At 70.6% G+C, this 23,124-nt stretch carries 21 protein-coding genes; 5 read left to right on the plus strand and 16 right to left on the minus strand.

The features are described from left to right. Positions 1–91: 91 nt before the first annotated feature. From LRX76_RS11455 to LRX76_RS11490, 8 genes are all read right to left on the minus strand, one after another. Positions 92–1,879, minus strand: a complete 1,788-nt coding sequence (locus LRX76_RS11455; RefSeq protein WP_231805275.1) for a DUF885 domain-containing protein — start codon at positions 1,877–1,879, stop codon at positions 92–94. 645 nt (positions 1,880–2,524) lie between these two features. After that, a complete protein-coding gene (locus LRX76_RS11460; RefSeq protein WP_231805277.1) occupies positions 2,525–3,397 on the minus strand; it encodes a chorismate mutase in 873 nt (290 codons plus the stop codon). 8 nt (positions 3,398–3,405) lie between these two features. Beyond that, positions 3,406–4,311 (minus strand): U32 family peptidase, encoded by a 906-nt coding sequence (locus LRX76_RS11465; protein ID WP_231805279.1) that lies wholly within the window; start codon positions 4,309–4,311, stop codon positions 3,406–3,408. Beyond that, positions 4,298–5,320 (minus strand): peptidase U32 family protein, encoded by a 1,023-nt coding sequence (locus tag LRX76_RS11470; protein WP_231805281.1) that lies wholly within the window; start codon positions 5,318–5,320, stop codon positions 4,298–4,300. The genes LRX76_RS11465 and LRX76_RS11470 overlap by 14 nt, the downstream gene beginning before the upstream one ends. Next, a complete protein-coding gene (locus LRX76_RS11475) occupies positions 5,317–6,807 on the minus strand; it encodes a UbiD family decarboxylase (protein ID WP_231805283.1) in 1,491 nt (496 codons plus the stop codon). Before LRX76_RS11475 ends, LRX76_RS11470 begins: the two co-directional genes overlap by 4 nt. A 280-nt stretch (positions 6,808–7,087) precedes the next feature. Beyond that, on the minus strand, positions 7,088–7,843 hold the full coding sequence (locus LRX76_RS11480; protein ID WP_231805285.1) for a cyclic nucleotide-binding domain-containing protein: 756 nt from the start codon (positions 7,841–7,843) through the stop codon (positions 7,088–7,090). 184 nt (positions 7,844–8,027) lie between these two features. Beyond that, positions 8,028–10,277 carry a S9 family peptidase gene (locus LRX76_RS11485; RefSeq protein WP_231805287.1) on the minus strand — a complete coding sequence of 750 codons (2,250 nt, stop codon included), beginning with the start codon at positions 10,275–10,277 and terminating at the stop codon, positions 8,028–8,030. 150 nt (positions 10,278–10,427) lie between these two features. After that, positions 10,428–11,117: a glutathione binding-like protein gene (locus LRX76_RS11490; protein ID WP_231805289.1), complete on the minus strand. Its 690-nt coding sequence runs from the start codon at positions 11,115–11,117 to the stop codon at positions 10,428–10,430. Between the two features lie 104 nt (positions 11,118–11,221). Here LRX76_RS11490 and LRX76_RS11495 point away from each other — a divergent pair, with 104 nt between their 5' ends. Then, entirely contained in the window at positions 11,222–11,833 is a 612-nt protein-coding gene (locus LRX76_RS11495) for a TIGR00645 family protein (RefSeq protein WP_231805291.1), read from the plus strand. A 148-nt stretch (positions 11,834–11,981) separates the two neighbouring features. Further along, positions 11,982–12,986, plus strand: coding sequence for an energy transducer TonB (locus tag LRX76_RS11500; RefSeq protein ID WP_231805293.1), 1,005 nt, complete (start codon positions 11,982–11,984; stop codon positions 12,984–12,986). 83 nt (positions 12,987–13,069) lie between these two features. Here LRX76_RS11500 and LRX76_RS11505 read toward each other — a convergent pair whose 3' ends face one another. From LRX76_RS11505 to LRX76_RS11535, 7 genes are all read right to left on the minus strand, one after another. Next, positions 13,070–14,281: an ABC transporter permease gene (locus LRX76_RS11505; protein ID WP_231805295.1), complete on the minus strand. Its 1,212-nt coding sequence runs from the start codon at positions 14,279–14,281 to the stop codon at positions 13,070–13,072. Further along, positions 14,278–15,033, minus strand: a complete 756-nt coding sequence (locus LRX76_RS11510) for an ATP-binding cassette domain-containing protein (protein ID WP_231805530.1) — start codon at positions 15,031–15,033, stop codon at positions 14,278–14,280. The genes LRX76_RS11505 and LRX76_RS11510 overlap by 4 nt, the downstream gene beginning before the upstream one ends. Beyond that, the gene (locus LRX76_RS11515; protein ID WP_231805297.1) at positions 15,030–16,580 is read right to left on the minus strand and encodes an alpha/beta fold hydrolase; all 1,551 of its coding nucleotides are present in this window, start codon (positions 16,578–16,580) and stop codon (positions 15,030–15,032) included. The genes LRX76_RS11510 and LRX76_RS11515 overlap by 4 nt, the downstream gene beginning before the upstream one ends. A gap of 41 nt (positions 16,581–16,621) precedes the next feature. After that, a complete protein-coding gene (locus tag LRX76_RS11520; RefSeq protein ID WP_231805299.1) occupies positions 16,622–16,819 on the minus strand; it encodes a helix-turn-helix transcriptional regulator in 198 nt (65 codons plus the stop codon). Further along, positions 16,816–17,400, minus strand: a complete 585-nt coding sequence (locus LRX76_RS11525) for a hypothetical protein (protein WP_231805301.1) — start codon at positions 17,398–17,400, stop codon at positions 16,816–16,818. Before LRX76_RS11525 ends, LRX76_RS11520 begins: the two co-directional genes overlap by 4 nt. Beyond that, on the minus strand, positions 17,397–17,555 hold the full coding sequence (locus LRX76_RS11530; protein WP_231805303.1) for a hypothetical protein: 159 nt from the start codon (positions 17,553–17,555) through the stop codon (positions 17,397–17,399). Before LRX76_RS11530 ends, LRX76_RS11525 begins: the two co-directional genes overlap by 4 nt. 641 nt (positions 17,556–18,196) lie before the next feature. Further along, complete coding sequence (locus tag LRX76_RS11535) at positions 18,197–18,946, minus strand: ferredoxin--NADP reductase (protein WP_331716775.1); 750 nt, start codon at positions 18,944–18,946, stop codon at positions 18,197–18,199. Between the two features lie 103 nt (positions 18,947–19,049). On the opposite strand from LRX76_RS11535, the gene LRX76_RS11540 reads away from it, so the two are divergent. The 3 genes from LRX76_RS11540 to panE all read left to right on the plus strand — a co-directional run bounded on the left by LRX76_RS11540 (position 19,050) and on the right by panE (position 21,982). After that, positions 19,050–20,063, plus strand: a complete 1,014-nt coding sequence (locus LRX76_RS11540; RefSeq protein ID WP_231805306.1) for an ABC transporter ATP-binding protein — start codon at positions 19,050–19,052, stop codon at positions 20,061–20,063. A 21-nt stretch (positions 20,064–20,084) separates the two neighbouring features. After that, on the plus strand, positions 20,085–20,894 hold the full coding sequence (locus tag LRX76_RS11545; RefSeq protein ID WP_231805308.1) for an ABC transporter permease: 810 nt from the start codon (positions 20,085–20,087) through the stop codon (positions 20,892–20,894). A 137-nt stretch (positions 20,895–21,031) separates the two neighbouring features. Then, the gene (gene panE, locus LRX76_RS11550; RefSeq protein WP_231805310.1) at positions 21,032–21,982 is read left to right on the plus strand and encodes a 2-dehydropantoate 2-reductase; all 951 of its coding nucleotides are present in this window, start codon (positions 21,032–21,034) and stop codon (positions 21,980–21,982) included. A 115-nt stretch (positions 21,983–22,097) separates the two neighbouring features. Here panE and LRX76_RS11555 read toward each other — a convergent pair whose 3' ends face one another. Further along, the gene (locus LRX76_RS11555; protein WP_231805312.1) at positions 22,098–23,018 is read right to left on the minus strand and encodes a LysR family transcriptional regulator; all 921 of its coding nucleotides are present in this window, start codon (positions 23,016–23,018) and stop codon (positions 22,098–22,100) included. Positions 23,019–23,124: the final 106 nt, after the last annotated feature.

Consider the following 23,124-nt stretch of genomic DNA (forward strand, 5'->3'; position numbering starts at 1 on the left):
TCGATCGCCGCCGTCCGCAGTCCGGGGCCGTGCCCCGAAACCTCAACCGCTGCGCGCGCCGGCCGCACGTGAACACGGCACGCGGCGGCGGTCAGCGCTGGGACGGAACGAACACCTGCTCCACCGCCTGCGCCAGCTGGTCCGGCGGCAACAGGCCCTGGTCGAGCAGGAAATTGTTGAACGCCAGCCGGTCGAAGCGATCGCCCAGCGCCAGTTCGGTGCGCATGCGCAGTTCGAGGATGCGGGTGTAGCCGTAGAAGTAGCTGCCGGCCTGGCCGGGCGAGCGCACGGTGTAGCGATCCAGTTCCTGCCGCGCCATCGCCGCCGACAGGCCGACGTCGTCCTCCAGCACCTGGCGCGCGCGTTCGCGCTCGACCAGGCCGAGGTTGAGCATCGGATCGAGCATGGCGCGGGCGGCACGCAGCAGGCGGAACTGCAGCGCGATCAGCTGTCCCTCCAGCGGTTCGAACGGCACCATCTCGGCCTCGGCGTACAGTGCCCAGCCTTCGACGTTGACCGAGTTGAAGGCGAACATGCTGCGCGCCAGCGACACCCCGCGCTCGACCATCGCGGTGAACTGCAGTTCGTGGCCCGGGCGGCCCTCGTGCGCGCTCAGCGTCCACGCCGCCGCGGCGAAGTTGAAGTCGTCGTACTGGGCGTCGGCGCCGGCGGCGGGGTTGCCCAGCGGCAGCACGAACTGGCCCTGCTGGCCGGTGTTGCCCACCAGCGGCGCCGGCAGGAAGTGCGGCGCCGGGCTGGCCGCGCTCTCGGCCGCCGAGCCCAGGCGCATCTGCATCGGCCGGTTGGGGACATCGACGATGCGCTGGGCGCGGATGATCGGGTCGATGCGGTCGATGACGCCGCGGTAGTGGGTTTCCAGCTGGTCGTCGGCGATCTTGTCGCGCTTGAGCGCGCGGATCACCTGCACGTAGTCGTCGCTGGCCGGCAGTCCCTTTTCCCGCGCCACCAGCGGCGCCAGCTGGCGAAGCATCGAGCGCGTCTCCATGAACTCCAGCTGCGCGCGCTGCACCAGCAGCTGCGGGTCGATGTCGATGCCGACCTGCTTGAGGCGGAAGGCGTACAGCTCCGGCGGCAGGCGGGTGTCGCTGCGCGACTTCGGCAGCACCTGCGCGCGGGTCCACTGCGCGTAGTCGGTCATCTGCCGCTTCAGCGCCGCCAGCGCCTCGCCGGCGCCGTCGATGCGGTACCTGGCGAACAGCTCGCCGATGCCGGCGATGTAGGTGTCCACGTTGTCCAGCGACTGCTCGACCTCGATGCGGGTGGGCTGCAGCCGCGACGGATCGGCCAGCGCCTCCTCGTAGCGCTGCCGCGCCAGGGTGGCGATCGCGGTGCTGCCTTCGGCCTGGCCGAGGTAGCGCCGCAGCCGCTCCAGCGCACGGGCGCGGCGCTCGGGCGGGGTCTGCTCGGACAGCAGGCCGTTGAGGCCGGAGAACACCAGCTTCGGCACGTCCACCCACGGCAGCTGCAGGCGCTGGTCCAGCTCGCTGCCCTCGATGTCCTGGTCGGCCGCGCCGATCAGGATCTGCAGGTCCTGGCGCACGTCCGGGTCGCGCTCGCTCGCCAGCTTGCCCTGCAGCTCGGTCCGGGCCCTGGCCATCGCCGTGCGGAAACGCTCCGGATACTGCGGGCCGAGATCGTAAACGCGGTCGTCGTAGCCGGGCACGCCGAAGAAGCTGGCCTGCTCGGGCTGGAACGGCGCCTGCGCCTGCAGCAGGATCTGCGCGTACGCGTTGCTGCGCGCGACCCAGGCCGGATTTGCAGCGACCGCGGCGGGAGTGGCCTGCTGGGCGGCGGCGGACGCGGGCGCGCCCAGCGGCAGGATCAGCAACAGGGCAACAGCGAGCAGGGTCGGTTTCATCGGGGCACGCACCTTGGAGGGAAGCCGCACCCTACCCGACCGCCGCGGCGCGACCAAGCCGCGCTGCCGCAGATCCGGTGTTGACAGGCACATGACGGCACGCGCGCCGGTGCAGGAGCGATGCTGCGTGTCCTCCGGGCCATGACGACCGGATTGCCCAGGACAGCAACGGCACCCCTCCCCATCCCTCCCCTGCTTCGCAAGGGAGGGGGCAACAGCACAGAGCCTCCTGCTTCTCCAGACGTCGCAGGCGGCGCTGTTGCTGTGGCTGTTACTTCTGTTGCTTCTGTTGCTTCTGTTGCTTCTGTTGCCGCTGTTGCTGTGGCTGTTGCTGTTGCTGCCAAGCATGAGTAACCAATATCTCTGCAGACCCGGAGGGCGCCGCCCATGGATGGGCGGCGTTTTCCGACCGAGCCAGGATGGCGAGTCGGAAAATCCCGATAACCCATCAGGCGAAGGCTCTTGATCTTGCAGGGAAAGCGTTTTTCTTTGGTTCCGTTTCTTTTGGCGCTTATCCAAAAGAAATGAACCCGGCCGCGACAGCGGACGGAAGCCTTTGCTTCTGCTCCCATTGCCGAGCATAGGGATCCCTGCCGCGAAAACCCTCGCGGCTTCCGCCGCTCCCACGCTGGATAGATGCCCGTCCTAGCGATGGCGCTGGCGGTAAGCCCCGCGCGCACTGTCGGCCAGCAGCGCCGCCCGCTGCAGCACGATCCGCGATCCCAGCGGCAGCGATTCCCACGGCAGCCGGTCCAGCAGGTTGCGCAGGGTCAGGCCGAGCTCGACGTCGCCGGTCAGACGCAGCCGGCGCTGGAAGAACAGGGTGTCGGCGTCCTGCTGGCGGCTGGCCAGCAGCAGCAGGTCGGTGGCGCTGCCGGCGACCGTGGCCTCGGCCTGCTGCCCTTGCAGCAGGCGCACGTGGCCCTGCGACAGTTCGCAGACCCAGTGCAGCCCCAGGTCCTCGACGGCGATGCCGAGCCGGCGCGACTGTACCGCGTCGAACACGCCCTGCTGCAGCGCCGGCGCCAGCGCGCGGTCCAGCGCGGCCTGCAGCGCGCTGGCCTGCAGCGCGGGCGGCACCAGCCGCAGCAGCTGCCGCCAGTAGCGCGGCGGCGGCAGCAGCGCCGGCCACAGGGAGGAGAGCGTGTCGGAGCGCGTGGTGTCGGAAGGCGTGGCGGAGGAAGCGGACATGGGCAGGGCCGGTAGCGAGGCAGGAGGGGAAACGTGCCGGGCCTGCTGCAATGCGCAGGCATCGGCGATCAGCAGGTCCATCAGCGCCTGCGCGCTGGCGGCCGGCAGCCGTAGCCAGCGCGCCCAGGCCTGGGCACGGGCATGTACCTGGCGTTCGCGCCACGCGTCGCGCAGCGGACGGCCATGCTCGTGCTTGCGCGCGGCGACCTGCGCGACCAGCCGGCGGCGCCCGGCCAGCAGCACCAGCAGGCCATCGTCGACGGCATCGATCGCATGCCGCAGCAGCGGCAACGGCGGTGGCGGCGGAAGCAGCGACGACAGGAGCATGGCCGCGCTCATGCCGCGTCGGAGGCCGCCACGCTGGCGCCGCCGTGCCAGTAGCCGTTGCGCGCGCCGACCCGCGGCGGCACGTTGCCGGTGGCGAGTGCGCGGCGGAAGCGCATCACCACCTCGTGCATGCCCTTGGCCTGCGGGTACAGCCGCAGGATGGCTGCCATCGGCACCTGCGCGGTCAGCTCCGGCGCCAGGTCGAACAGCGCATGCCCCAGCACCTGCACGCCGTTGAGCACGAGCAGCGGCGCGCCGTCGCGGGTGGCCAGCGGCAGGCCGTCGGGATAGTCCAGGCAGCGGAAGCCGCACTGGTCCTTGGGCAGGTCGTGGGCACGGGCGGTGAAGCAGCGCGCCGAGTGCGCCAGCGGCGGCCGGCCCCAGGCGGGGATCTCCAGCTCCGGCATCGGCATGCCTTCGGGCAACGCCGCGGAGAGGCGCAGCAGCGTCTGCAGGCCATGCTCGACGCCCGGTACCCAGCGCACCATGCCATCCTCGGCCAGCATCGCCAGGGTGCGTGCGTTGTAGACGTTCAGGCCGGGGCCGGCGACGAACGGCAGGCCGCGCTCGCGGCACAGCTGCACCGCCGACAGGTCGTTCGCTTCCACCAGGAAATCGCCGTTCTCCACCACCCGCACGGTGGCCGACAGTTCCGAGCCGGACTCGATCAGCGCCAGGCACGACAGCACCACCTGCTTGCCGGCCGCGTGCAGCTCGCGCCCGACCTGCAGCCAGTCGCGCAGGCGCAGCTCGCGGCGCTTGCCGCACACGGTCTCGCCCAGGTAGACCACGTCCAGCGGCCACTGCGCGGCCTGCGCATAGAACGCCAGCACTTGCTCGCGCGGCCAGTAGTACTGCAGCGGTCCCAGGCTCAGCCGCGCCCCGGGTCCGCCACGGGTTTCAATGCCATCCACGGTGATACGGTCCCAAGGTGGTCTGCCGGCCCTCGGCATGCGCGGCCAGGGTGTCGCGCCAGCCGTCCTGCAGCCGCCAGTGCTGCGGGTCGCCGGCGTAGCGGTCCAGCGCCTGGCGCCAGCTCGCGGTGACCTGGCGCACGTAGGCGGCGCCGCGCTGGCGGCCCTCGATCTTCAGCGCCGCCACCCCGGCCTGCGCCAGCCGCGGGATCAGCTCCATGGTGTTGAGGCTGGTGGGCTCCTCCAGCGCATGGAACACCGCCTCGCCGACCCGGTAGCGGCCCTTGCACACGGTGGGGTAGCCGGCCGGCTCGTCGCTGCCGAAGCGATCGATCAGCACGCCGTTCAAGCGCACCTCGCGGCTGCCGTCGGCGCGCTCGTCCCAGCGCACGAACGCCGGCGGCGAGCACACGCCCTGGCAGTTGGGCGAGGCGCCGGTGAGATAGCTCGACAGCTGGCAGCGGCCCTCGACCATGATGCACAGGCTGCCGAAGGCGAACACCTCCAGCGCCACCGGCGAGGTGTCGCACAGCCGCTCGACCTGCTGGATCGACAGCACCCGCGGCAGCACCGCGCGGGCGATGCCGACGCGCTCGTAGGCGTAGCGCAGCGCCGCGGCGGTGGTGGCGCTGGCTTGTACCGACAGGTGCCGCGCCAGCTGCGGATGCGTGCGCGCGGCGTAGTCCAGCAGCGCCATGTCGGCGGCGATGATGGCGTCGGCGCCGAGCTCGGCGGCACGATCCACGCGCGCCTGCCAGGCCGGCATGCGCGCGTCGTCGGGATAGGTGTTCAGCGCCAGGTAGACCTGGCGGCCGCGCGCATGGGCGGCGGCGATGCCGGTCCGCAGCTCGGCCTCGCTGAAGTTCAGCCCGGGGAAGGCACGGGCATTGCTCTGGTCCTGGAAGCCGGCGTACACCGCGTCGGCACCGGACTCCAGTGCGGCCAGCATCGCCGGCAGGTTGCCGGCCGGGCACACCAGCTTCATCGGCACCGTCGCGCTGGCGCTCATGCCGCCGCTCCCTGCCCGCGCTCGCGCTGCAGCTGCGACCACAGCGCATCGACGCGGCGCTCCACCTGCGGATCGAGCGCGATCGGCTCGCCCCAGGCGCGATGGGTCTCGCCGGGCCACTTGCGGGTGGCGTCCAGCCCCATCTTGGAGCCCAGGCCCGGCTCGGGGCTGGCGAAGTCGAGATAGTCGATCGGCGTGTTCTCCACCAGCATGGCGTCGCGCGCCGGATCCACGCGGGTGGCCACCGCCCACATCACCTGGCCCCAGTCGCGCACGTCGATGTCCTCGTCGGTGACGACGACGAACTTGGTGTAGGTGAACTGGCGCAGGTACGACCAGATGCCCATCATCATCCGCCGCGCATGGCCGGCGTACTGCTTGCGGATGGAGACCACGGCGATGCGGTAGGAGCAGGCTTCCGGCGGCAGGTAGAAATCGACGATCTCTGGGAACACCTTGCGCAGGATCGGCACGAACACCTCGTTGAGCGCCATCGCCATCACCGAGGGCTCGTCGTGCGGCGCCCGGCCCATGTAGCTGCCGTGGTAGATCGCGTTGGCGCGCAGGTGCATGCGCTGCAGCGTGACCACCGGGAAGCTGGCGCGGCCGTTGTAGTAGCCGGTGTGGTCGCCGAACGGCCCTTCCTCGGCGAAGTCGCCGGGCTGGATGAAGCCCTCCATGACGATCTCGGCGCCGGCCGGCGCGTCCAGCCCGGTCAGCCGGCTGTGCCAGACCTGGCTGCGCTGGCCGCGCAGCAGGCCGGCGAACTCGTACTCGGACAGGCTGTCGGGGATCGGCGCCACCGCCGCCAGCAGCGTGGCCGGATCGGCGCCGATGGCGATCAGCACCGGGAACGGCTGGTCCGGATGCTGCCTCTGCCAGGCGGCGAAGTCGAGCGCGCCGCCTCGATGCGGCAGCCAGCGCATGATCACGCGGTTGCGGCCGATCACCTGCTGGCGGTAGATGGCCACGTTCTGCCGCTCCTGGCCGGGACCGCGGGTGACCACCAGCGCGGTGGTGATCAGGCGCCCGACATCGCCCGGCCAGCAGTGCTGGACCGGCAGCCGTTCCAGGTCGATGTCGCCGGCCTCCACCGTCTCGTGCTCGAACACGGCCTGGCGCACGTGGCGCGGCGCGGCATACGCCAGCTGCGCCAGTTCCGGCCAGCTGCACAGCGCCTGCTTCAGGCTGCCGGGCCAGCGCGGCTCCTTCAGCGCCGCCAGCAGCTCGCCGAGTTCGGCCAGCGAGGCCAGCGGGCGCCCGCCCAGCGCCGCCTCGATGCGGTCGCGGTGGCCCATCAGGTTGCCCAGCAGCGCGTGCCCGGAACCGGTCGGCTGCTCGATCAGCAACGCCGGGCCGCCCTCGACCTGCGAGCGCAGGCACAGCGAGGTCGCCTCCAGCACCGGGTCCACCGGCGACTTCACCCGTTGCAGTTGTCCCTGGCGCTCCAGGTGATAGAGGAAGGTGCGTAGATCGTGATAGCTCATTGAATACTGCAGCCGCGCACGGCGGCATCGAGGCGATCACGAAAGACTACAGATGCCGGCGCGCGGCATCTTGAGATGGATCAAGCCGGCCGGGGTTGGCGGCAGCGGCGGCGGTGCCGCCGTGCCCCGGTCGGGGCGGCGGACCAGCGATCCCGGCGCGGTGGCCGGCAGCTCGGGGCCAGGCTGCCGATGCCTCGTGAAGCCTGACACCGCCCACGTCGAGCGCGTGCGGCCGAGCTGCGGGAGCGACGGCCGCGCAAGCCCGCCCGGCCGCAGATGCTCAGCTGCGCAGGATGTTGCGCGCCAGATCGTTCAGCGCAGGCAGGTCGAGCACTTCCAGCTCGCGCCGGCTCACCTGCAGCAGCCCGTCGTCCTGGAACCTGCGCAGCACCCGGCTGATGGTCTCCGGCGTGAGCCGCAGGTAGTTGGCGATGTCCACGCGCGCCATGCCCAGGTGCAGCTGGCGCGGCGACAGCCCGCGGCGCTCGGCATGGCGCGAGAGCAGCACGATGAACGCCGCCAGCCGCTGCTCGGCGGCGTAGCAGCCCACCAGCAGGTGCGCCTTGGCGATGTGGCGGCTGAGCAGGTTGAGCACGTTGCGCTGCAGCTGCGGCACCTTCGCGCACATGCCGTTGAGCATCGTCAGCGGCAGCTGGCACAGCGCCACCGTCTCCAGCGCCACCGCGTGGCAGCCGTGGCGCTCGTCGTGGAAGGCGTCCAGCCCGATCGCCTCGCCCGGCAGCGCGAAGCCGAGCACCTGCTCGGTACCGCACGGCTCGACCACGAACAGCTTGACCGTGCCGGTGCGCACGATCGACAGCGAGGTCAGCGGATCGCCCTCGCGGAACAGGTACTGCCCGGGCCGGTAGGACCCGGTGTGCTCGACGCGGGCCTCCATGCGGCGCAAAGGTTCGGCCTCGCTCTCGGCCAGGCAGATGTCGCCGATGTCGCAGGCCATGCAGAAACGAAGGGCGGCAAGGTTGCCGTGTGGCGCCAGCGGCAACGCACGGGAACGCGGCAGGGTGAAGTCGTTCATGACATGGATCATGGATTGAGGTGGGGATCCCAGCTTACGATGCAATCTCCCGGTACTGCCGCAAAAAAACGGCCTTGAGGCGGCATCTGCGACACAAAGTCGCATAGCACGACGATGCGATGGCACGTCGCGGGCCATCGCGCCGCGGTGGCGGCCGGCTTACGGCCTGCCGGGGTGCGACCTGCTACCGCTGCTCGCCTGCGACCTGCGGACGCAGGCAACGCTGCAGGAAGTCCTCGGCGACGCGGTAGCGGTGCAGCGCGTTGCTGCCGGACAACCCGTGCTTGGCGCCGGGATAGGTCATCAGTTCGAACGGGCGGCCACGCTGCTGCAGCTCGCCCATCAGCGAGGTGGAGTTGGTGAACAGCACGTTGTCGTCGGCCATGCCGTGGATCAGCAGCAGCCGCGAGGTGAGCCCGTCCAGGTGGGTGGCGATGCGCGCCTCGCGGTAGCCCGCCTCGTTGGCCCCGGGCAGGTCCATGTAGCGCTCGGTGTAGTGGGTGTCGTACAGGCCCCAGTCGGTGACCGGCGCGCCCGCCACGCCGCAGGCGTAGGCGAGGCTGTGCCTGGCCAGCAGCATCAACGTCATGTAGCCGCCGTTGGACCAGCCCTGCACGCCGATGCGCGAGGCATCCACCCACGGCTGCGCGTTCAGCCAGGCGATGCCGCGCAGTTGGTCGTCCACCTCCACCGTGCCCTGCCTGCCGTACAGCGCGCCGCCGAAGTCGCGGCCGCGGCGCGGGGTGCCGCGGTTGTCCAGCGAGAACACCACGTAGCCGCGCTGGGCCAGGTACTGGTCGAACATGGCATCGCTGCGCCCGGGCCAGCTGTCGGTCACGGTCTGCGCGGCCGGGCCGCCGTAGACGTAGACGATCACCGGGTACTGCTTCGAGGCGTCGAAGCCTTCCGGCCGGGTCAGCCGGTAGTGCAGCTCGGTGGTGCCGTCGGCCGCGGTCAGCGTGCCGAACTCGACCGGGCGCTGCGCATCGCGATAGCGGGCGAACGGATGCTGCGGATCGGACAGGTCGTTGGCCAGCAGGGTGGCGATCCTTTCGCCATCGGCGCGGAACAGCTCGATCTGCGGCGGGGTGGTGGTGTTGGACCAGCTGTCGACATAGACGCTGGCGTTGCGGGCGAAGCTGGGCGCGTGCATGCCCGGCGTGCGCGAGAGCTTCTCGATGGCGCCGCCGGCCAGCGGCACCGCGTACAGCTGGCGCTGCGTCGGCGAATCCTTGCTGGCGGTGAAGTAGACCTTGCCGGCGGCCTCGTCCACCGCCTCCACGCCATCGACGATCCACTGCCCCGAGGTCAGCGCGGTGAGCTGCGAGCCGTCCTCGGAGGCCAGGTACAAGTGCTCGTAGCCGCTGCGCTCCGAGCCCCACAGGAAGCGGCCATCCTTGAGGAAGCGCAGGTCGTTGTGCAGCGGCACCCAGGTCGTGCTGGTCTCGGTGACCAGCACGCGCTGGCGGCCGCCGGGCAGCGTGGCCTCGACCAGTTCGAGCTTCTTCTGGTCGCGCGACTGGCGCTGGAAGGTCAGCCGCCTGGCGTCGCGCCAATCGACGCGAGCCAGGTAGATGTCCTGCTCGGCACCGAGGTCGATCCACTGCGGCTTCGCCGCGGCCCTGGGCGCGATCACGCCCAGCTGCACCTTCACGTTGGGCTGGCCGGCCTGCGGATAGCGCTGCTCGACCACCTCGGTGCGGTCGGCGTAGACCTCGTAGCGCTTCTGCACCGGCACCTGCGCCTCGTCGATGCGGGCGAAGGCGATGGCCGAGTCGTCCGGCGCCCACCAGTAGCCGGTGTGGCGATCCATCTCCTCGTCGGCGACGAACTCGGCCACGCCGTTGCCGATGGTGTCGCTGCCGTCGTCGGTGAGCCGGGACTGCCGTCCGCTGCGCAGGTCGATCACCCACAGGTCGCGCCCGCGCACGAAGCTGACGTAGCCGCCGCGCGGCGAGATCTTCGGATCGGTGGCGAAGCCCTCGCCGTTGGTGAGCTTGCGCACCGCGGCGGCGCCCTGCCTGGACAGGTCGTACAGGTACAGCTCGCCGCCGAGCGGGAACAGCAGCGCGCGCGCATCCGGTGCCCACTGGTAGTCGACGATGCCGGTGAAGGCGGCGATGCGCTGGCGCTCGCGGCGCGCGCGCTCCTCCGCGCTCAGGCTCTCGCTGCCCGGCAGCACCACCTTGGAATCGACCAGCAGCCGCGTCTGCCCACTGGCGATGTCGTACTCCCACAGGTCCAGCTGGTTGCGGTCGCTGTCCTTGCCGCGCAGGAAGGTCACGCGCGAGCCGTCGGGGGCGATCTTGGGCTTCATCAGGGTGGGACCGGACAGCGGCAGCGGGCCGGTGATGGCTTCGAGGGTGAGTTTCTCGGCGTGGGCGGCGATGGGCATGGCAAGCATCAGGACAAGGGCGGCTAGCAGATGGCGCATGGAGGGTTCTCTGGACCGGGTGGTATCCGTGCAGGAGCGGGTGTAGGAGCGACTTCGGTCGCGATGGGGCATTACCGGTAAATCCCGATCGCGACCGAAGTCGTTCCTACGGACGCTGCTACGGAAAGGCAGGGGAAGCGGTGGCGACGGTCATTTCTGTCCGAACAGGTGCCTGCGCTCCTCGTCGGACAGCGGCTTGCCGGCATTCGGATTGACCTGCTCCTTCAGCGCATAGGCGCGCTGCGTGGCCGGGCGCGCGGCGATGGCATCGTGCCAGCGCCTGAGGTGCGGGAAGGCGGCGTAGTCCGGCTTCAGGTCGCCGTAGACCTCCAGCCACGGATAGCTGGCCATGTCGGCGATGCCGTATTCCTCGCCGGCCAGGTAGGCGTGCTGCGCCAGGCGCGTGTCGAGCACGCCGTGCAGCCGGCGCACCTCGTTGCGGTAGCGGTCGATCGCGTAGGGGATCTTCTCCGGCGCGTAGACGGCGAAGTGGCCCATCTGCCCGCTCATCGGCCCCAGCCCGCCCATCTGCCAGAACAGCCATTCCAGGGCGGCGGTGCGGCCGCGCAGGTCGGCCGGCAGGAAGCGGCCGGTCTTCTCGGCCAGGTACAGCAGGATCGCGCCGGACTCGAACACGCTCAGCGGCGCGCCGCCGTCGGCCGGGGCATGGTCGACGATGGCCGGCATCTTGTTGTTCGGCGAGATGGCGAGGAAGTCGGGCTTGAACTGGTCGCCGGCACCGATGTTCACCGGCAGCACGCGGTACTCCAGGCCGGCCTCCTCCAGCATCAGGGTGACCTTGTGGCCATTGGGGGTGGGCCAGTAGTGGAAATCGATCATCGCCGCGCTCCGGCTCGGGAAAGTCCCAAGTGTAGCCGCCGCACGCTTGGCACCGCCCCGCCCGGCGGCTAACCTGCGCCGTCCTCCCGCAACGCAGCATCCCGATGTCCGCACCCCACCCCGCCCGCCTGAATCCCGTCGCCGCCCTGATCTTCGCCTCGCGCTGGCTGCAGCTGCCGCTGTACCTGGGGCTGATCGTGGCCCAGTGCGTGTATGTGTTCCTGTTCGGCAAGGAACTGTGGCACCTGATCCACGAGGCGCCCGGCATGGGCGAGCAGCAGATCATGCTGATCGTGCTGGGGCTGATCGACGTGGTGATGATCTCCAACCTGCTGGTGATGGTGATCGTCGGCGGCTACGAGACCTTCGTCTCGCGGCTGGGCCTGGAAGGCCACCCGGACCAGCCGGAGTGGCTCAGCCACGTCAACGCCAGCGTGCTCAAGGTGAAGCTGGCGATGGCGATCATCGGCATCTCCTCGATCCACCTGCTCAAGACCTTCATCGCCGCCGGCTCGCTGAACGGCCTGCCGCTGTGCGCGCCCGAGAACATGAACAAGGCCGCCACCCAGATCGGCGAGATGAGCTGCTCGGCGCTGACCTCCGATGGCGTGCTGTGGCAGACCATCATCCACTGCGTGTTCATCCTCTCCGCGCTCGGCATCGCCTGGACCGACCGGCTCATGTCCGGCGGCAAGGGCGCCGCCAAGGGCCACTGACACCCGCCCGGCGGCAGCGGCCGGCGTCGCGTGCGCCGATGCCGGGCCGGTGCTAGATTGCCCCGGCAAGCTTCACCGGCCGTCGTGGGGACGTCGCCGGGATCCACGCATCCGCACCGGTCACCGCGTCGAATCAAGGGGAACACGCATGTTGCAGTCGAAGAACCCGGGGAAATGGCGCCTGCTCGCGCCGGCGCTGCTGCTCGCGCTGGGTGCCTGCTCCGGCAAGCAGGACGAACCCGCCGCCAAGCCCGCGGCCACCGCCGCGGCGCCGGCCGCCAGCGCGCCCGCGACACCGGCACCCGCCGCCGAGCCTGCCATCTCCACCAAGGTACAGGCGATGGGCACCGGGGAGCTGCGCGAGGCGGCCACGCAGGCGCTGCGCGACAACCGCATGTATGCCCCGGCCGGCGACAACGCCGTGGAGTACTACCTGGCGCTGCGCGACAAGCAGCCCGACGATGCCTCGGTGAAGAGCGCGCTGACCGACCTGATGCCCTACGCGCTGATCGCCGCCGAGCAGAACATCAACCGCGAGGACTTTCCCGAGGCCCAGCGCCTGATCGCGCTGATCGAGAAGGTCGACGCCGACGCCCCCGCGCTGCCGCGGCTGCGGCAGGGCGTCGGCAGCGGCAGGCAGGCCGTGGCCGACCGCACCCAGTCCGAGACCGAACGGCTCAGGAAGGCGGCCGACGACAAGGCCAGGCAGCTGGCCGAGCAGCAGCGGCAGGCGCAGCAGCAGGCCAGCGAGGCTCAGGCGGCGCAGCAGATCGCCGCGCAGCAGGAGGCCGCCCGCCAGGCCGCCGCGCGCCAGCAGGCCGAGCGCGCCGAAGCCGAGCGCCAGGCCGCCGCCCGCCGCGAGCAGGCCGCCCCGCGTCCGGCCGCGGTCGCCGCCCCGCCCACGCTCAGGCCGATCAGCACCCCGGCCCCGCGTTATCCGGCCGAGGCGCTGCGCTCGGGCACCTCCGGCGAGGTGCTGGTGGAGATCACCGTGGGCACCGATGGCTCGGTGACCAACGCCCGCGTGCTGCGGGCCACGCCGGCGCGCGTGTTCGACCGCGAGGCGCTGAACGCGGCCAAGCGCTGGCGCTTCGAGCCGGTGCCGGCGCCGGTCACCACCCGCCGCACGCTGGCGTTCAATCCCGGCAACTGATCCGCGATCGACCGCGAAGCCGGCGAACAAGCCCGGAGCGATCCGGGCTTGTCCGTTTGCGCGACGGCTGCGACCGCGGCCGATCAGCCGGAGATCGCCAGCTTCTCCTGCTTGTAGCGCCAGGTCGCGGCCAGCCACAGCAGCACCGCCAGGCCGAACGCGCAGGCCAGGTAGATGCCCCATTGCTGCGCCGTGGCCGCCTCGCCGCGGGTGACCTTCACCAGCATCTGGTTCTGCGCCAGGAACGGCACCGCGTACTGCCACAGCGCCTGGCTCTTCAGCGGATAGGCCATCAGCGCATAGCCGGGCACCATCGGCAGGAAGATCAGCCAGGTCATGTGGCTCTGCGCCTCCTTCATGCTCTTGGCCGCGGCCGACAGGAAGGTGATCAGCGCGGTGCCGATCAGCACCAGCGGCAGCAGCACCACCAGCAGCTTGAGCATCGCCGGCGCGCTGACGTCGAGCATGCGCATCGTGCCGCCGACCAGCGTGGCGCTGAGCTTGAACGACAGCAGCGTCAAGGTCAGGTTGACCAGGCCCAGCGCGGCGGCGGCGAACATCTTGCCGCTGACGATCGCCCAGCGCGGCGCCGGCGTGGCCAGCAGCGGCTCCAGCGACTGCCGCTCGCGCTCGCCGGCGGTGGCGTCCATCGAGATGTGCGCGCCGCCGATGAAGGCCCACATGACCAGCAGCAGCGGCAGCAGCACCGACAGCAGCAGGCCGCGCTTGGCCTCGGGCGTGGCCAGGTCGCGGTCCTGCACGCCGACCGCGCCGACGATGCCCGGGTCGATGCCGCGCGCGAGCAGGCGCAGGGCGCCGGCCTGCTGTCCGTACAGGGCGAGCGCGCGCTTGACCCGGCCCACGACGAGTTCGGAGTTGCGGCTGGTCGAGTCGGCCACCACGGTGACGCCGGCCGGCTTGCCGGCACGCCAGTCGTCGGCGTAGGCCGGATCGATCACCAGCGCCACGTCCTCGCTCTGGTCGCGGATGGCCGCGTCGGCGGCGGCCGACTGCTCGGCCTCGCTGCCGCTGGCGGGCTTGGCGGCGATGCCCTGGCCGGCCAGCCAGGCGACCAGGTTGGGCGCGCGCTGCTGGCCGACGATGTGGATCTGCAGCGGCTTTTCCAGCTGGGTCTCGGCCCGCATCTGGCTGAGCTTGCCGATGCCGATCATCAGCAGCGGGAAGGTCAGCGGGCCGACCAGCAGGGTGAGCACCAGGGTGCGGCGGTCGCGCATGAAGTCGCGCAGTTCCTTGCGCAGCACGGTCAGCAGGTTGGAGAAGGGCGAGGCGTTCATGCGTGCAGGCCCTCCTCCGAGCCGATCAGGCGGACGAAGGCGTCCTCCAGGTTGTCCTGCCCGGCGCGCGCGCGCAGTTCGTCGGCCGTGCCCTGCGCCACCACCCGGCCCTGTGCGATCACCACGATGCGATCGCACAGCGCGGCCACCTCCTGCATGATGTGGCTGGAGAAGATCACGCAGCGGCCCTCGCCGCGCAGGCGCCCGAGGAACTCGCGCAGGCCGCGGGTGGTCATCACGTCCAGGCCGTTGGTCGGCTCGTCGAGGATCACGTTGCGCGGGTCGTGCACCAGCGCCCGGGCGATGGCGGTCTTGGTGCGCTGGCCCTGGCTGAAGCCCTCGGTGCGGCGGTCGAGGAAATCGTCCATCTGCAGCGCCTGCGACAGCACCGCGATGCGCGCGGCGATGGTGGCCTTGTCCAGGCCGTTGAGCTCGCCGAAGTACTCGATGTTCTCGCGTGCGGTCAGGCGCTTGTACACGCCGCGCGCGTCCGGCAGCACGCCGAGCGCGCGGCGCGCGGCGGTGGGGTCGGCGGCCACGTCGATGCCGTCCACCAGCACGCGGCCGGACTCGGGCTTCATCAGCGTGTAGAGCATGCGCAGCGTGGTGGTCTTGCCGGCGCCGTTGGGGCCGAGCAGGCCGGTGATCTGACCGTCGTGGGCCTGGAAGCCGACGTCGTCGACGGCGACCACGGGAGCGTCCTTCTTGCCCTTGCCGGGGAAGGTCTTGCGGAGATGGTCGGCGACGATCATGGGTTCCATCCGTTGTAGCTGGTGAAGGGCTGGGCGTAGGCGAGCGAGTCCAGGCACCTGGCGTCCAGCGCCTTGGCGTCGGTCTTCTCGACGAACTGGGCGAACAGCTTGGGCATGCAGCCGGCGCCGATGACGTTGTGGCCCTGGCCGCGCAGCACCAGCAGGCGGCCGTTGGGCAGCGTGGCGGCCACCTCCTCGCCGTAGTGCGGCGGCGTGACCGGGTCGTACTCGCCCTCCAGCACCAGCGCCGGCACCGGCGTGGCCAGCGGCCGGTGGAAGTCGTCCGGCACCTGCCCCCTGGGCCATACCTTGCACTGCGCGGCCATGAAGTCGGTCAGCATGTTGCCGAGCACGGTGCCGGCGTCGCTGGCCGAAGCGGCGATGCGGTCGCCATCCTCGCTGCACACCACCGAGAACTGCATGCCCACCGCCATCGCGTCCTCGAGCTGTCCGTACAGCATGTGGATCAGCGCGGTCAGCGACTCGTAGCGGCCCTGGTTGGCCTCGTGGATCAGCACCGGCAGCAGCGTGGCCACGGTCGGCATGTAGGCGTACATGCGCACCAGGCCGGCCACCTGCGATGCCTGCAGCCGGGTCTGCGCGAGCTCGCCGGTGGCCGCGTCGCGGTATCGCACCTGCGGCGGGTCGCGGCGCAGCGTCTGCAGCAGCGTGTCCAGTTCCCCGCGCGGGTCGCCGAGCTTCTCGCGGCAGGTTGCATCGCGCTGGCACTGGCCGAACTGCAGCGCCAGCGCATCGTCCAGGTTGCGGGCGAAGATGTTGCCCAGAACCAGCGTGTTGGGCACCACCGAGTCGAGCACGATGCTGCGGGTGTGCTGCGGATGGCGCATGGCGTACTGCTGCGCCACCCGGGTGCCGTAGGACACGCCGACCAGGTTGATGGCGTCCACGCCGAGCGCGGTGCGCACCGCGTCCAGGTCGCGCACCGCCTCGGTGGTGGTGTACAGGCGCAGGTCGGCCTTCTTCGACAGCGTGTCGCGGCAGGTCTCGGTGAGCGCGAGGGTGGTGGCCAGGTCGTCCTCGTGCTCCAGCCCGCCGTCGGACACGGAACAGTTCAACGGGTTGGACTTGCCGGTGCCGCGCTGGTCCACCAGCACCACGTGGCGGCGCTTGCGCAGCTCGGCGAAGGCCGGGTCCAGCTGCGGGTAGCTCTGCACCGCCGACTGCCCGGGGCCGCCGGCGAGGAAGAACACCGGGTCCTCGGCGGCGTTGCTCTCCTCCTTGGCGGGCAGCCAGGCGATGTTGAGCGCGATCGCGCGCCCCTTTGGCGCGGCCGCGTCCTCGGGCACCTGCAGCGTGGTGCACTGCGCCTCGATCGAGGCACCGGTCGGCACGGACAGCGCGCACGGCTCGAAGACCAGCGAGCCGTAGCTGCGCCGGCTGACCGGCACCGCCGTGGCCGGCTTGGCCGGGCCGGCGGCGCGGCCGGTGTCGTCGTCGGCCGCGGGCCGATGCCGCTGCCACTGGTTCCAGCCCAGTGCGGCCACCACCACCACGATGGCCAGCAGGATCCTGTACTTACGCGGCATGCAGGCGTACTCCTGCGATGGATGAAGGGTCGTGCATCGGTCTACTCCTCTGCGGGAATGAAGATCGCCTCGATCGGCTGGCCGAACAGCGCGCCGATGCGGAAGGCCAGCGGCAGGCTCGGGTCGTACTTTCCGGTTTCCAGCGCGTTGATGGTCTGCCGCGACACCCCCAGGTGCTCGGCCAGTTCGCCCTGCGACCAGCCATGGGCTTCGCGCAGTTCGCGCATGCGATTTTTCACGCGTAGCGCCTGGCGATGAAGATCTTGGTGAAACCGTAGGTGGCGCACAGCGCCGGGAACACCCACAGCATCGCCACCACCGCCGGCACCGCGATCAGCCCGGCCGACTGCAGGAAGCCGGCGGCCATGTAGCCCCCGCCCACCAGGCCGGCGGCGATGGCCACCGATTCGAGCTCGATGCGCCGCTGCAGTTCGTCGCTGTCGCGCACGTAGCGCGCCATCGCCCGGATCACCAGCACCACCAGCAACGCCGGCAGCAGCGCGACGAGCAGCCGCAGCCAGCGCGCGTCGACCGCATCGAGCAGGTGCTTCCATACCATCATCACCACCACATAGGCGGCCATCGGCGGGAAGAAGTCGCGGTAGTAGCGCCGCGCCAGTGCCGGCGGGGCGCTGTCGCGCAGGCTGCCCGGCATCCACCACATCATCGCCGCGGCGATCAGCGCGCCGGTGCCGCAGCCGATCAGCAAGCCGGACCAGTAGTCGTCCAGCCGCCACAGCCAGCGCCCGCCCGCCCCGGCCAGCAACAGCGCCAGCCCCAGGCAGAGCGCGACGACCGCGCCGCGGCGGCAGCCGCTCATCGCCAGCCCCGCTGCGGCGCAATGCCGGCAGCCAAGCCCAGCAACGCCAGCCCCACGCCCAGCATGGCCGGCTGGCGCGCGCCACAGCAGATCAGCACCAGTGCGCACGCCAGTACCGGGATCGCGGCCGGTCGGCCCCATGGACGAATGGTCATTCCCCTACCTGTAAAGGCTGCTTGACAGCCAGCTTGGGCGAGGCCGTGCATGTTGTCAAGCGTCCTTTACAGGCCGCCGATTCCCCAACAGTCGCATCCGTACCGGGATAGCAACGGTCTCCCTCCCAACTGACCGGACCGCCGGCGTGGCCGGTGAACGATGCGCCGAGCGCGAGCCAATGGCTCGCAAGCGCCCGTACTCGTCCCCCCGCTTCGCAAGGGAGGGGGCAACAGCGGGGCATTCTGCTTCACGAGGCGTCAGGGACTGAGACGCCGTTCCTGCCAGGCGTGAGCGACGAGAACCTATCCAGACCCGCAGGGCGCCGCCCATGGATGGGCGGCGTTTTCCGACCGAGCCAGGATGGCGAGTCGGAAAATGCCGATAGACCATCAGACGCAGGCTCGTGACCTTGCAGGGAAAGCGTTTTTCTTTGGTTCCGTTTCTTTTGGCGCTTTGCAAAAGGGTGAAACCGGCCGCGTCAGCGGGCGGAAGCCTTTGCTCCCATCGCCCGGAGACGACGACACCTCGCCGAGCCTTGAGAACTCGAACGAGTTGAATGCGAAGGCCGTGAGCAATCGGGTGCAGATACGAACGACCACGCACCGCGTACGGCCGGGGACCCGGATCCGCCCCCGCGCAGCTACTTGCTGCTGACGTACTTCTCGCGGCGAATGTGCTGCATCGGCAACCCCACCTGCTTGAGCACCTCGAAGCAGGCATCGACCATGTCCGGGTTGCCGCACAGGTACGCCGTGTCGCCGGCCGGATCCGGGGCGAACTCGACCAGGTGCTGCTGCACGTAGCCCTGGCGCACGTCCGCATGCGGCTGCGCCGGCATCTCGCGCGAGAAGCACGGCACGTAGCGGAAACCGGGGTGGCGCTCGGCGAAGCCGCGGAACTCGTCGCCGTACAGCAGCTCGGCCGGCGTGCGCGCACCCTGCAGCAGCACCACCTCGACGCCGCGCTCGGCCATCGCCCGCTGCAGCAGCGGCAGCATCGAACGGTACGGCGTCACCCCGGTCCCGGTGGCGACCAGCAGGTAGCGGCGGTTGCGGTCGCCCGGCTGCAGGCAGAAGCGGCCGTAGGGCCCGCTGGCGGTGACGTGGCCGCCGATCTCCAGTGCCTCGAACAGCGCCGTGGCCGCCCCGCCGGGCACGAAACTCACCGCGATCTCCACGTCCTCGCCCGCCGTCAGCGCGTGGTCGTGGATCGTCGCCAGCGAATAGCTGCGCTTGGTCGCGGTGCCATCGGCGTAGTGGAAGTGCAGCTGGATGAACTGGCCGGGCAGGAAGTCCAGCGGCAATCCATCGTCGCGCACGAAACGGTAATGGCCCACGGCCGGCGCCAGCATGCGGCGATCGACGAGCTTGAGTGGGAATTGAACGGGCACTGTGGGGTGTCTGGAACGGTCTGTCGCCGGGCCAGGCCGGCTTGGGAACCTATAATAGCCGCCGTTTTCCACCCCTGTCGTCAATACGACGAGAAGACCCAACTTGACTGCCGCAGCCGATTCCGCCCCGCCCGCCCTGCGCGCGCGCGACCTTCGCAAGCTCTACGACAACGGCGTGCAGGCCCTGCGCGGGGTGTCGCTGGACGTGGCGCCGGGCGATTTCTTCGCCCTGCTCGGGCCCAACGGCGCCGGCAAGTCCACCCTGATCGGCATCGTCAGCTCGCTGGTGAACCTGACCTCGGGCAGCGTGCAGGTGTTCGGCACCGACCTGGTGAAGCAGCGCAGCGCGGCGATGCGGCTGATCGGGCTGGTGCCGCAGGAGATCAACTTCAACCTGTTCGAGAAGCCCTTCGACATCCTGGTCAACTACGCCGGCTTCTACGGCATGCCGCGTGCCGAGGCCGAGCGGCTGGCCGAGGTCGAGCTCAAGCGCGCGCACCTGTGGGACAAGGCGCAGATGATGAGCCGCACGCTGTCCGGCGGCATGAAGCGGCGGCTGATGATCGCCCGGGCGATGATGACCCGCCCGCGCCTGCTGATCCTGGACGAGCCCACCGCCGGCGTGGACATCGAGATCCGCCGCGACATGTGGCGTGCGCTGCGCGAGATCAACGCCGCCGGCACCACCATCATCCTCACCACGCACTATCTGGAGGAAGCCGAGAGCCTGTGCCGCAACCTGGCCATCATCAACCACGGCCGGATCGTCGAGCAGGGACCGATGCGCGAGTTGCTGGCCAAGCTCGACGTGGAGGGCTTCGTGTTCGACATCGACGGCGTCCTGCCGGCGCAGCTGCCGGCGATCGAGGGCACCACGCTGGTGGCGCGCGATGCGCAGACGCTGGACCTGGACATGCCGCGGGCGATGGACCTCAACCGCGTGTTCGCCGCGCTCGACGGCGCCGGCATCCGCGTGCGCTCGATGCGTACCAAGAGCAACCGGCTGGAGGAGCTGTTCGTGCGGCTGACGGGGGAAGGCCGGGATGACCCGCCGTCCGGCGGTGGGAAGCCGGGACCGGGGATTCGGGATTCGCAAGAGCAGTCCGCCGCCAGCTGAGCCCCTTCGACGACGATGAGCATGACAACCAACCCCCAGTCCCCCATCCCGGATCCCTCGCCCGCCCAGCGCAACTGGGTCGCCCTGGGCACCATCGTGCGCCGCGAGGTGCAGCGCATCCTGCGCATCTGGGGCCAGACGCTGGTGCCCCCGGCGATCACCATGACCCTGTACTTCCTGATCTTCGGCGGCCTGATCGGCTCGCGCGTGGGCGACATGGACGGCTTCAGCTACATGGCCTTCATCGTGCCGGGGCTGGTGATGATGAGCGTGATCCAGAACAGCTACGGCAACATCTCCTCCTCGTTCTTCGGCGCCAAGTTCGGCCGCCACGTCGAGGAGCTGCTGGTCAGCCCGATGCCGAACTGGGTGATCCTGTGGGGCTACGTCGCCGGTGCGGTGGCGCGCGGGCTGATGGTCGGCGTGATCGTGCTGCTGATCGCCATGTTCTTCACCCCGGTGCGCATCCCGCATCCGCTGGTGACGCTGACCACGGTGCTGCTGGGCGCGACGATCTTCTCGCTGGCCGGCTTCATCAATGCCGTGTACGCGCGCAAGTTCGACGACGTGGCGATCGTGCCGACCTTCATCCTGACCCCGCTGACCTACCTGGGCGGGGTGTTCTACTCGGTCAAGCTGCTGCCCGGCTGGGCCGAGGCGGCCACCCACGCCAACCCGATCTTCTACATGGTCAACGCCTTCCGCTACGGCCTGCTCGGCGCCAGCGACGTCCCGCTTTGGGTCGCCTATGCGCTGATGCTGGGCTTCGTGGCGGTGCTGTCGGCGCTGGCGCTGTGGCTGCTGCGGCGCGGGGTGGGGCTGCGCAGCTGAGGCTCCGTGCCGGCGCTGCCTGGGTTCGTGGACTGCCGGGGCCCTCTCGCTCGCAGGCCGCCCCCGGACGGACGGAACCGGCACCGATCACCGCATCCCCCCATCATGGCCAATTCCGTCACTGAGCGAGGCTCGACATGCGCATCCTGATCCTCGGCGCCGGCGGTACCGGCGGCTACTTCGGCGCGCGCCTGGCGCAGGCCGGCGTCGACGTCACCTTCCTGGTGCGGCCGGCGCGTGCGGCGCAGCTGGACCGCGACGGCCTGCGCATCCGCAGCCCGCTGGGCGATGCCGGCGTGCAGGTGGCGCACGTCACCGCCGATGCGCTGGCGGAACTGGCCGGGCACAGGCCGTTCGACCTGGCGATCCTCAGCTGCAAGGCCTACGACCTGGACAGCGCGATCGCGGCGATCGCTCCGGCCATCGGGCCGCAGACCTCGGTGCTGCCGATCCTCAACGGGCTGCGCCACTACTCGGCGCTCGATGCCTGCTTCGGTGCCGCGCGGGTGCTCGGCGGGCTGTGCTTCATCAGCGCGGGCAAGGGCGAGGACGGCGAGATCGTGCACCTGGGCGAGGCGGCCTCGATCACCTTCGGCGAACGCGACGGCCAGGCCGGCAGCGCGCGCGTGCAGCGCTTCGCCCAGGCCTGCGCGCAGGCGCGGATCGACCACCTGGCCTCGCCGCGCATCGCGCGGGAGCAGTGGATCAAGTTCGCGTTCCTGGCCGCGCTGGCGGCCGGCACCTGCCTGATGCGCGCGCCGGTGGGCCGCATCGTCGCCACCGACGACGGCCGCGCGCTGATGGAAGGCCTGTATCGCGAATGCCTGGCCGCCGCCGCGGCCGCGGGCGAGCCGGTGCCCGCGACGGCCCGGCAGCGCGCCCTGGACCTGCTGACCGAGGCAGGCTCGACCATGACCGCCTCGATGCTGCGCGACCTGCAGGCCGGTGCGCGGGTCGAGGCCGGGCAGATCGTCGGCGACATGCTGGCGCGCGCCCGTGCCGCCGGCGAGGCGGCGCCGCTGCTGGCCGCGGCGTACTGCCACCTGCAGGCCTACCAGCTCGGCCGCGAGCGCGACGCCGGCGCCTGACCCGGGCCGCAGCCTGCGGGCGCGGCCAGGCAACGAAAACTACGAAATCTCCTCATCCCTCGCGCTGGGCGCAGGAGGCAGCGACAGCCTCACACGTCGGCGACGTGGTTCCGGCCTACCCCGCCGGCTCCAGGCCCATGCCGCTCTCCACCGCCGGCGTCAGCGCCTGGATGGCGATCTGCGCGGCCTTGGACAGCTGCCGCTGCGGCGCCACGCACAGCGCCAGCGTCATCGGCTTGCTCAGGTTGGCGCGCAGCGGCACGAAGCACAGCCGCCCCTGCGCCACGTCCGGGGCGGCATCGAGCCAGGACAGCAGCCCGACGCCGACGCCGTTGCGGATCAGCGAGCGCAGCGTGCGCACGTCGTTGCAGCGGGTCAGCCGCGAAGTATCGATGTGCTGGCGCTGGTACAGCACCTTGGCGTGCTCGGACACGATCAGCGGCGCGTCGGGCAGCAGCAGGCCGTGCTCCAGCGTCTCGTTGAGCTGCAGCTCGGTGCGCGCGGCCAGCGGGTGGCCGACCGGCATGGCGATGCCCAGCGGCACCTCGGCGAAGGCGCGCACTTCCAGCGAGGCGCCGCCGACCGGGTCCAGCAGCAGGCCGAAATCGACCTCCGCACCGGCCACCAGGTCGCTGACGCGCTTGTTGCCGGCGGTCATCAGGCTGAAGGTGATGCCCGGGTACTGCTGGATCAGCGCCGCCAGCGCGTCGGTCACCATGCCTTCGCCGAGGGCGTCGATCATGGCGATCTCGACATGACCGCGGCGCAGCCCCTTGAGTTCGTCGAAGCGCTCCAGCGTGCGCGCGAAGCCCTTCTCCCACTGCTTTGCGTCCACCAGCAGCAGCTCGCCGGCGGCGGTCAGCCGCAGCCGCCCGGGCAAGCGCTCGAACAGCTGCGCGCCCAGCTCCTCCTCGGCGCGCAGGATCTGCCGGTCGATCGCCGAGGCCGACACGTGCAGCACCTCCGAGGCCTTGCGGATGCTGCCGCAGCGGGCGACCTCGATGAAGTAGTGGGTGAAGCGGGAGAAGGTGATCATGGAGGGCATGTTGCGTTTTTTGCAATGCAATGACTGAAAAATGATGTTTGATCATGACACGGCGCACTCCCTAGAGTGAATCCACCCTGCAGCGGAATGTCGCAGC

It is taken from the genome of Stenotrophomonas sp. MMGLT7 (assembly GCF_021168555.1).
Lineage (GTDB): Bacteria > Pseudomonadota > Gammaproteobacteria > Xanthomonadales > Xanthomonadaceae > MMGLT7.

Excerpts from the sequence above, each read along its gene's own strand:
- LRX76_RS11485 (WP_231805287.1), bottom strand. The coding sequence starts at position 10,277 with ATGCGCCATCTGCTAGCCGCCCTTGTCCTGATGCTTGCCATGCCCATC.
- LRX76_RS11475 (WP_231805283.1), bottom strand. The coding sequence starts at position 6,807 with ATGAGCTATCACGATCTACGCACCTTCCTCTATCACCTGGAGCGCCAG.
- LRX76_RS11495 (WP_231805291.1), top strand. The coding sequence starts at position 11,222 with ATGTCCGCACCCCACCCCGCCCGCCTGAATCCCGTCGCCGCCCTGATC.
- LRX76_RS11500 (WP_231805293.1), top strand. The coding sequence starts at position 11,982 with ATGTTGCAGTCGAAGAACCCGGGGAAATGGCGCCTGCTCGCGCCGGCG.
- panE (WP_231805310.1), top strand. The coding sequence starts at position 21,032 with ATGCGCATCCTGATCCTCGGCGCCGGCGGTACCGGCGGCTACTTCGGC.
- LRX76_RS11525 (WP_231805301.1), bottom strand. The coding sequence starts at position 17,400 with ATGAGCGGCTGCCGCCGCGGCGCGGTCGTCGCGCTCTGCCTGGGGCTG.
- LRX76_RS11530 (WP_231805303.1), bottom strand. The coding sequence starts at position 17,555 with ATGACCATTCGTCCATGGGGCCGACCGGCCGCGATCCCGGTACTGGCG.
- LRX76_RS11480 (WP_231805285.1), bottom strand. The coding sequence starts at position 7,843 with ATGAACGACTTCACCCTGCCGCGTTCCCGTGCGTTGCCGCTGGCGCCA.
- LRX76_RS11490 (WP_231805289.1), bottom strand. The coding sequence starts at position 11,117 with ATGATCGATTTCCACTACTGGCCCACCCCCAATGGCCACAAGGTCACC.
- LRX76_RS11545 (WP_231805308.1), top strand. The coding sequence starts at position 20,085 with ATGACAACCAACCCCCAGTCCCCCATCCCGGATCCCTCGCCCGCCCAG.
- LRX76_RS11510 (WP_231805530.1), bottom strand. The coding sequence starts at position 15,033 with ATGATCGTCGCCGACCATCTCCGCAAGACCTTCCCCGGCAAGGGCAAG.
- LRX76_RS11505 (WP_231805295.1), bottom strand. The coding sequence starts at position 14,281 with ATGAACGCCTCGCCCTTCTCCAACCTGCTGACCGTGCTGCGCAAGGAA.
- LRX76_RS11555 (WP_231805312.1), bottom strand. The coding sequence starts at position 23,018 with ATGATCACCTTCTCCCGCTTCACCCACTACTTCATCGAGGTCGCCCGC.
- LRX76_RS11515 (WP_231805297.1), bottom strand. The coding sequence starts at position 16,580 with ATGCCGCGTAAGTACAGGATCCTGCTGGCCATCGTGGTGGTGGTGGCC.
- LRX76_RS11470 (WP_231805281.1), bottom strand. The coding sequence starts at position 5,320 with ATGAGCGCCAGCGCGACGGTGCCGATGAAGCTGGTGTGCCCGGCCGGC.
- LRX76_RS11460 (WP_231805277.1), bottom strand. The coding sequence starts at position 3,397 with ATGCTCCTGTCGTCGCTGCTTCCGCCGCCACCGCCGTTGCCGCTGCTG.
- LRX76_RS11455 (WP_231805275.1), bottom strand. The coding sequence starts at position 1,879 with ATGAAACCGACCCTGCTCGCTGTTGCCCTGTTGCTGATCCTGCCGCTG.